10 protein-coding genes and 1 pseudogene are annotated in these 7,907 nt (G+C 47.8%); all 11 read left to right on the plus strand.

Features of this window, described 5'->3' with window-relative positions:
• A pseudogene (gene ansB / locus Q0314_RS11185) lies at positions 1 to 156 on the plus strand (L-asparaginase 2); the annotation flags it as partial.
• A 392-nt stretch (positions 157 to 548) separates the two neighbouring features.
• A complete protein-coding gene (locus Q0314_RS11190; RefSeq protein ID WP_298059075.1) occupies positions 549 to 908 on the plus strand; it encodes a DsrE family protein in 360 nt (119 codons plus the stop codon).
• 52 nt (positions 909 to 960) lie between these two features.
• A complete protein-coding gene (locus Q0314_RS11195; protein ID WP_298059077.1) occupies positions 961 to 1,458 on the plus strand; it encodes a YfbM family protein in 498 nt (165 codons plus the stop codon).
• 346 nt (positions 1,459 to 1,804) lie between these two features.
• The gene (locus Q0314_RS11200) at positions 1,805 to 2,404 is read left to right on the plus strand and encodes a LysE family translocator (protein ID WP_298059079.1); all 600 of its coding nucleotides are present in this window, start codon (positions 1,805 to 1,807) and stop codon (positions 2,402 to 2,404) included.
• A 91-nt stretch (positions 2,405 to 2,495) separates the two neighbouring features.
• Positions 2,496 to 3,170 carry a response regulator transcription factor gene (locus Q0314_RS11205; protein ID WP_298059081.1) on the plus strand — a complete coding sequence of 225 codons (675 nt, stop codon included), beginning with the start codon at positions 2,496 to 2,498 and terminating at the stop codon, positions 3,168 to 3,170.
• 16 nt (positions 3,171 to 3,186) lie between these two features.
• The gene (locus tag Q0314_RS11210) at positions 3,187 to 4,044 is read left to right on the plus strand and encodes a hypothetical protein (protein WP_298059083.1); all 858 of its coding nucleotides are present in this window, start codon (positions 3,187 to 3,189) and stop codon (positions 4,042 to 4,044) included.
• Positions 4,025 to 5,086 (plus strand): HAMP domain-containing sensor histidine kinase, encoded by a 1,062-nt coding sequence (locus Q0314_RS11215; RefSeq protein ID WP_298059085.1) that lies wholly within the window; start codon positions 4,025 to 4,027, stop codon positions 5,084 to 5,086. Before Q0314_RS11210 ends, Q0314_RS11215 begins: the two co-directional genes overlap by 20 nt.
• Positions 5,087 to 5,742: 656 nt before the next feature.
• Positions 5,743 to 6,225, plus strand: coding sequence for a 3-isopropylmalate dehydratase small subunit (locus Q0314_RS11220; protein ID WP_002952075.1), 483 nt, complete (start codon positions 5,743 to 5,745; stop codon positions 6,223 to 6,225).
• A gap of 1 nt (position 6,226) precedes the next feature.
• Positions 6,227 to 7,300 (plus strand): 3-isopropylmalate dehydrogenase, encoded by a 1,074-nt coding sequence (gene leuB, locus Q0314_RS11225; protein ID WP_298059086.1) that lies wholly within the window; start codon positions 6,227 to 6,229, stop codon positions 7,298 to 7,300.
• A gap of 2 nt (positions 7,301 to 7,302) precedes the next feature.
• Positions 7,303 to 7,548, plus strand: coding sequence for a hypothetical protein (locus Q0314_RS11230; protein WP_002952078.1), 246 nt, complete (start codon positions 7,303 to 7,305; stop codon positions 7,546 to 7,548).
• Positions 7,545 to 7,907: GlcNAc transferase (locus Q0314_RS11235; RefSeq protein WP_298059088.1), on the plus strand; the 363-nt coding region annotated here is incomplete at its 3' end. The genes Q0314_RS11230 and Q0314_RS11235, both read left to right, overlap by 4 nt.

A 7,907-nucleotide genomic window follows, 5' to 3' on the forward strand; every position in this document is an offset into this window, starting at 1 on the left:
GGCGAGACGACTATGAACGGCGAAGTAGACGACGGCAAATACGGCTTTTTAACAAGCGACAACCTAAACGCGCAAAAAGCTAGAGTGCTCTTGATGCTTGCGCTTACGCAAACAACCGATAAGGCAAAGATCCAGGAGCTTTTCCTAACTCACTAAAATTTGAGTTTGAGCGGATATCTCGTGAGCGCTTTTAAATGAGCTTTAATTTTTCTCAACCTGTAGCCTATATGGCTAGTCTCAATCGAAAAATTATGCACAACATTTAAAATCATCTCACGATATATCCGCCTTGTTTTTATATCGAGGCAAATTTGTTCAAAGCGTACAATTCGCCCTCTTATTCGCAAAGCAAAGCTCATACTACCTAGCTTTTTTTGCTTTGTTTTTTATTACGACGGAGTTGCTAAATTTGCGGTCCGCTGTCTCTTTTGCAATTTTTTACTTCGATGAATTTATTTCAAATTTGAACTCAAATTTAAGATATTTTACGCGCAACTTAGCTAAAATTTGCCCTGTTTGCACCACAAAACCAGCAAAAGGAGCACAAAATGAAAAAATTTCTACTCATCCTCACAAATCAGCCCTATAACGGCACGGACAACGCGTATAATGCATTGCGGCTAGCAGGAGCGCTCAAAAATAGGGGCGAATACGTCAGGATATTTCTGATGAACGACGCGGTCGATCTCGCGCGAAATAGCACGCAAAAGCCCGAAAACTACGACTTTGACCTAGCGGCAAAACTAAAAGAACTGCACGCAAACGGCGTAGTGCTAAAGGTCTGCGGCAGCTGCGAGGCTAGATGCGGTCTGCACGCGGGCGAGCCGTACTTTGATAGCGAAATAAAGGGCAGCATGGATATCCTTGCTAGCTGGGTAGCGGAGTGTGATCAGGTGATGACTTTTTAGGCTGCCGTTAGCGGCAAATTTGCGTTAAATTTGAGATTTTTTAGGAGCAAAAATGGGAATGAGCGCGCACTACTACGCCTATGCGCGAGACGATATAGAGGCGATCAAAAACGGCGGCGGCGACGATGTCGAGGCGCTGGACGAATACGACCTGGATAAAATGTGGGACGCGATGCATAAAGCGCTAACGGACAAAAATATGTTTGAGGCGATGAGTGCAGGCGAGATTTTCGCTACGCCAAATCCGCTTAGCTGGGCGATATTTGGACGCGGCATGGCGGGCGAGGAGGGAAGTGAGGCGGTATCTTACGTGGGCGCAGATGACGTAAAAGCCGTAGCTAAAGCGATGTCTGATACCGATATCGACGCACTTTTGGCAAATGTAGATTTTGCGGACTTTGGCGCTGCAGGCACGTATCCTGAGATATGGGAGTACGAGAGCGAATTTGAAGATATCAAAGCCGAGCTAAAAGAGCATTTTAACGGGCTTTTGGGTTTTTATCAAAATGCCGCCGACAAAGGGCTTGGCGCGCTAATCGTAATAGCGTAAAATTACGGCAAATCTCGTTAGGCGCTTGGCTACGGTGGAGCCGCTTTTGAGATAAATTTAAACCCGCATACATAAAGTCAAATTTGTGGGGTTAAATTTATGTGGTCTAAGATGAGCTTTGCTTGCTAAATTTACGCTCTGCTGTTCTAAAAAAATGTAAACAAATGCCGCCGCCAAATCCGCTAAATTTACGTACCCGCGCATAACAAATCAAATTTCCGCCTCGATGCAAAAACAAAAACGACGACTGAAGTAAATTTTGCTAAATTTCCGCCGCCCGCGCGCCGTTTTTTATCTTAAATTTATTAAATTTGATTTACTATTTCTTCAAAATTTAAGGCGCTTTATGAACTACCTACTTTTTGCCGTTACGTTTTTCCCTATCAGCCTGATGCCCGGTATCAACATGACCTACGCGATGAGTATTGGCATGAGCCTGGGCTACGTGCGCGCGTTACCGATGATGGCGGGGCAGCTCGCCTCTCTGGCCTTCGTAGGTATTTGCTGTATGCTCGGTGTTGGCGCAGTTTTGGCGCATTACGGCTTCGCGTTTAAGGTTTTAAACATCATCGCAGGCCTTTATCTACTATATCTTGGCGCTATGCTGTTTTTTAGCAAGGGGCAGCTTAGCATCACGAAGGTCTCGCAGCTTCCGAGTAAAAAGCAGATGTTTTTAAACGGCGCCGTGGTCTGCATCTCAAATCCTAAGGCGTGGATTTTTCTATCGGCTTTGTTGCCGACTTTTTTGGACGCGAACGATCCTTTTAGCTTGTCTCGTATACTTTCTATCACGGTTGCGCTCGTTTTTATCGAGTTTTGCTCGCTAAGCATCTATGCTCTTGGCGGCGCGATACTAAAGAAATTTTTGCAAACCCACCTGCGACTTTTGGAGATTTTTACCGCCGTCGTTATCTGCACTATCGGCGTTTTGATGATGCTTCGCTAAATTTACCGGCCGAATTCTAGTTAAATTTGATAAAATAGGACAAAATTTATCGCCTTGCCCGTTAAATTCGGGGCAAATTTAAGGAAAATAAATGTTTAAAATTTTAGTCGCCGAGGATGACGAAAATTTAAATAAAATAATCTGCCTAAAGCTCGCGCAGGAGGGCTTTTCGCCGCTTGCGGCTTTTGACGGAGAGCTGGCTTTGCAGCTGCTAGAAAGCGAGCGTGCCGACCTTGTGATCACCGATATCATGATGCCAAGGCTTAGCGGATACGAGCTAACCAAGCAAATCAAGCTGCTAGACGAGTCGCTGCCCGTGCTCATGATAACGGCAAAAAGCGGCATGGATGGCATGGAGAAGGGCTTTGTCACGGGAGCGGACGACTATATGAGCAAGCCTTTAAATTTAAAGGAGCTGATCTTACGCATAAACGCGCTTTTGCGCCGAGCCAAGATCGCTAGCGGCAAGCGGCTGAGGTTTAAAAACTCCGAGCTAGACTATGCGGCACTTAGCCTAAAAATCGGCGGCGAGGCCGTGGAGCTCGCGCCAAAGGAGTTTTATCTACTCTTTTTGCTGCTCTCAAATCCTGGCAAAATTTTCACTCGTCTTGAAATCATGCAAGAAATTTGGGGCTACGATACGGATAGCGACGAGCGTGCGGTCGATACGCACGTAAAAAAGCTACGCCGCAAGCTAGAAAGCTGCACGGACTTTGAGATAGCTACGGTGCGCGGCATCGGCTATAAGGGCGAAATTTACGAGTGAGGGGCTGGGAGACAAAGTGAAAATTTTAAAAGCTATTTTCGCGGTGGCATCGGCGGTTTGCTATCTAAACTCGGCCGTTTTACCAGAAAGCGACTGGAGTAAAAAAGATCTAAAAGGCGAGGTCAAAAGCATGACGGCTACGGAGCACGAATACTCCGTAGATGGCTCCGGCGCGCTAGAAAATACGCGCGTGAAGCGGACGGAGTTTAACGAAAACGGCTATATACTGCAAGAAACCGAGCATATAAACGGCGTGCCAAACAGCTCGGTTTTGTTTGAGTACGGTAAAGACGGGCTAATACGCAAAAAATATCAAGATAGCGCCGTTTATCTCTACGAATACGAATTTGACGGCGAAAATTTAGTCGCGACGGCCAAAGAACAGCATGTGGGGGATAAATTTTATCCGCGCACGGAGAAAATTACCTACGGCAAGGACGGCAAAATGATCGCTCGGGCGGCGTATTCGGGCGGGACGCTAGTGACGGACGATAGCTACGTCTACGACGAAAAGGGCGTTTTAACGCGGATAGAAAATAATATGGAGCCGCGCAACGGCATAGAGATAAGCTTCGAGCGCAAGCCAAACGGCGAATACGAAAAAATCACGCAAGCCCCGAACTCAAAATGGGTTTATTACTACGCCGCAAACGGCGACGAGATGGAGTATACGTCGGTAAATTACTTCGGCTCTGAGGCAAAAATAGGGCAAATCTTGCAGTTTAAGGATATAAGCAGGGACGAGCGGGGAAATTTGACGCGTAAAACCTCGGTCAAATTTAAGCCCGCGGACAAATACTATGAAAACGGCGATATAAAAGAGATCGGTCTATATAAAAAAACGGAAATAAAATATGAATACTACGCAAAATAAGAAAAAATACCTAATCAGCCTAAAAACCTACACGGCGGCGATGTTTATCTTCGTCTTTTGCGTGCTTTGCGTCGCGGCGTCGGCGGCGATACTGGCTTACGAGCGGATATTTGAGATAAAGCTTGGGATGTTTTGGGGCATTATCAGCTTTTGCGCGATCGTGATGGGCGCGGGCGGAGCGATATTTTATGCCGTAACGGCGTATTTTTTAAGATACGTCGAGAGCTTTAGGCAAGCGGCGGGAAAGATCGCTAGAGGCGACTTTGCCGTTAGGGTCGCGCGCAAAAACTGCAAGCGCGGCGCAGATAGCGAATACCTTCACGAGCTGGACGAACTGGCGGCAAATATAAATTTGACCGCGTCGGCGCTGGAAAAAATGGACTACATGCAAAAGGACTTCGTCTCAAACGTCTCACACGAGCTAAAAACGCCCCTAAGCGTCATCAGCGGCTACTGCGAGATCGCGCAGGACGAGACGGACGAGACGCGCAGAAACGAGTATCTGGGGCTCATAAAAGAGCAGGCAAACTCGCTAAGTAGGCTGTGCGAGGACATGCTGCTGCTCTCGCGGCTAGATAGCCAAGCGGGCGTAAATTTGGACGAAAACGTGCGAGTAGACGAGCAGCTACGAAAGGCCGCGGCGATGCTGATGCAAAAGTACGACGGGCGGGAGTTTGATCTAGATCTAGCCGCCGTAAGCGTACGCAGCAACGCCTCGATGCTAGCGCAAATTTGGCTAAATTTGATGGATAACGCGCTAAAGTACTCAGCCGCCGATATCGGCGTGAGCTGCCGCGAAGAGGGCGGGCGGCTTGTCGTGTGCATCAGCGACGAGGGGGCGGGCATAGAGGCTAAAAAGCTAGAAAAAATCTACGATAAATTTTATCAATGCGAGGAGTCGCACAAGGGCAAAGGTAGCGGCCTGGGGCTATCTATCGTGCGGCGTATCGTTCATCTTTTAGGCGGGGACATAAGCTATGAAAGCGAGCCAGGACGCGGTACGACCGTAAGCGTGAAAATCCCAAACGCGCGTAAAATTTGAGGCAAAGCGCGGCTAAATTTGAGCAAATTTGCGCTTTTGCGGGCAAATTTAGCTATCGGGGCGCATGGCAAATTTGACTTGCGGACGCAAAATTTGACGAAAATTTAAATTTGCCGCAAGCGACGCAACCGAGTTTGCCGTAAATTTGACGAAATAAGCGCAAATTTAACGCGAAATTTTAAAAAGTCATACAAAGGACACATTGAGGACACAAAAGGTCATTATAATTCTCCAAAAATAAAGGAGAAAAAGATGAAAGATTCTGCAGTAACTCACGTAACTATGGCTATCGGAGCCTTGCTTTGGGGTTGTCTAACGGCAGCGGTGGTTTTATTTTAACCAAAAACAAAAACGTAAAAACAAAAAATCTACGGACGAGTATCCAAGCGATATCTCGTCCTTCCTCTAAATCAAATTTAACCGCTATCCCGCACCGCTTTTAAAACCCGGCTTTTCTAGCTGCTTAAATTTACTAGGTTTATTAAATTTCCTGCTCGGCGAGCTTGTTTTTGTATCAAATTTGAAATTTGACTCGCGAGCCGAACTGTTTAAATTTAACCTCAAATTTACACGCACCGACCGCTAGCTGTCGCGCTTTGATTGTTTATTTAGTTTCTTTTAGATAAAATCGCCCAAATTTAATCTTAAGGCGAATCATGAAACAAGCAAAAGTCTGGAAATTCGGCGACAATATCGACACCGACATCATCATAGCCGCGCGCTATCTAAATACCTCCGACGAGAAAATCTTGGCCACTCATATCATGGAGGACGCCGATCCCGAGTTTAGCAAAAAAATCTCCGCCGGCGACGTCATCGTGGCGGGCGAAAATTTCGGCTGCGGCAGCTCGCGCGAGCACGCTCCTTTGGCGCTTAAGGCCGCAGGCATCGGTGCTGTGATAGCCAAGAGCTTTGCTAGGATTTTTTATAGAAACAGCTTTAACACGGGGCTTTTGATACTAGAAATCAAAGAAACAGACGAGATAAACGCAGGCGACGAGCTAAAAATCGACGTGGATAACGGCGCGGTCGTAAATTTAACGAGCGGCAAAGAGTATAAATTTAGCCCGATACCGCCGTTTATGCAAGAGCTTTTAAAAAGTGGCGGCCTCATAGAATACGCAAAAACAAGGATATAAAATGTCTAAAATTTATAACATAGCGGTGATAAAAGGCGACGGCATCGGTCCTGAGATAGTGGATGAGGCGATAAAGGCGCTGGATGCGGCTAGCGCGGAGTTTGGTTTTGAACTTAGCTACAACTTTTACTTGATGGGCGGCGCTGCGATCGACGTATTTGGCGAGCCTTTGCCTAGCGAGACGCTAAGCGGCGCGCTAAGCTCAGACGCTGTGCTTTTTGGCGCTATAGGCGGGCCTAAATGGGACGGCTTGCCGCGTCATCTGCGCCCTGAAAGCGGGCTTTTAAAGCTGCGAAAAGAGCTTGGCGCGTACGCAAATTTGCGCCCTGCGATGATATTTGACGAGCTAGTAGACGCTAGTACGCTAAAGCCCTCTGTCCTTCAGGGTGTTGATTTTATCGTGGTTCGCGAGCTAACCGGCGGGATATATTTCGGCCAGCCGCGCGAGAAAAAAGAAAACAGCGCATATAACACTATGACCTACACGAGCGAGGAGATCGAGCGCATCGCAAAGGTCGGATTTGAAACCGCGATGAAGCGCAAAAAACGCGTCTGCATGGTCGATAAGGCAAACGTGCTAGAGACCAGTCAGCTCTGGCGCGAGGTCACGAGCGAAGTCGCAAAGAGCTATCCGGAGGTAAATTTGGAGTTTATGTACGTCGATAACGCGGCGATGCAGCTAGTGCGCGCGCCTAGTAAATTCGACGTGATTTTGACGGAAAATCTCTTCGGCGATATCCTAAGCGACGAGGCTAGCATGGTGTGCGGCTCGATAGGACTGCTACCGAGTGCCAGCATCGGGGGCAAGGTAGGCATCTACGAGCCTATCCACGGCAGCGCGCCAGATATCGCGGGGCAGGGCATCGCAAACCCGGTCGCTACGATACTAAGCGCTGCGATGATGCTTAGGTATTCATTTGGCGAAAATACGGCTGCAAAAGCGATCGAAAACGCCGTAAAAGGAGCGCTCGCGCAAGGATACAGGACGAAGGATATAGCGGAGTTTGGCGCTAAAGAAATTTGCTCTACGAGTGAGATGGGCAATATCGTAGCCTCGCTCGTAAAAAAAGCGTAAAGATGAAAGATACGATTACCGAAGCCCTAATCTACGAGGCCCAAGGGCTAAAAGACGACGCGCTCATAGTTTATAAAAACATCCTAAAGCGCGAGCCTGCAAACGCCGCCGCGATCGCCGCGATAAGGCGTCTAAGTGGCCTTAGCAGGAAAAAAACGGGCGTGAACGAGCAGATGCGCGATTTTTTCGTCAAGATGAAAACGGACGAAGAAATAACCGAATTTAAAAGGTGGCTGATAAAACTATGAAACTAGAAGAAATAGCGAAAATGGCGATAGACGAGGTGGCGATGGAGCTCAAGCAAATGAGCGTCGCGCAGGAAAACTTGGGCGCTAGCGAGGCTGAAAGCACGGCAAATTTGGCGAGCGTTCCGACCTCAAACGGCGACGTAAATTTGACCAATGCCGCGGGTCTTGCAAATTTAGTTAGCGAGATAAGCGTGGACGAGGCTAGCGAGTTTGAAGCCGTTTTAGAAAGCGCGGCAAACTCGCAAAACGTCGCTCCTAAATTTGACGGCGTAGAGGAGATCGCCGCGACTGCTGCGCCGCAAAAAGCCTTTGAAGTCGAGGTTGCGAATTTTACGGGCGAGGAGATATTTCTAAAAAAC

Origin of the sequence: uncultured Campylobacter sp., assembly GCF_938040115.1 — a bacterium.
Lineage (GTDB): Bacteria > Campylobacterota > Campylobacteria > Campylobacterales > Campylobacteraceae > Campylobacter_A.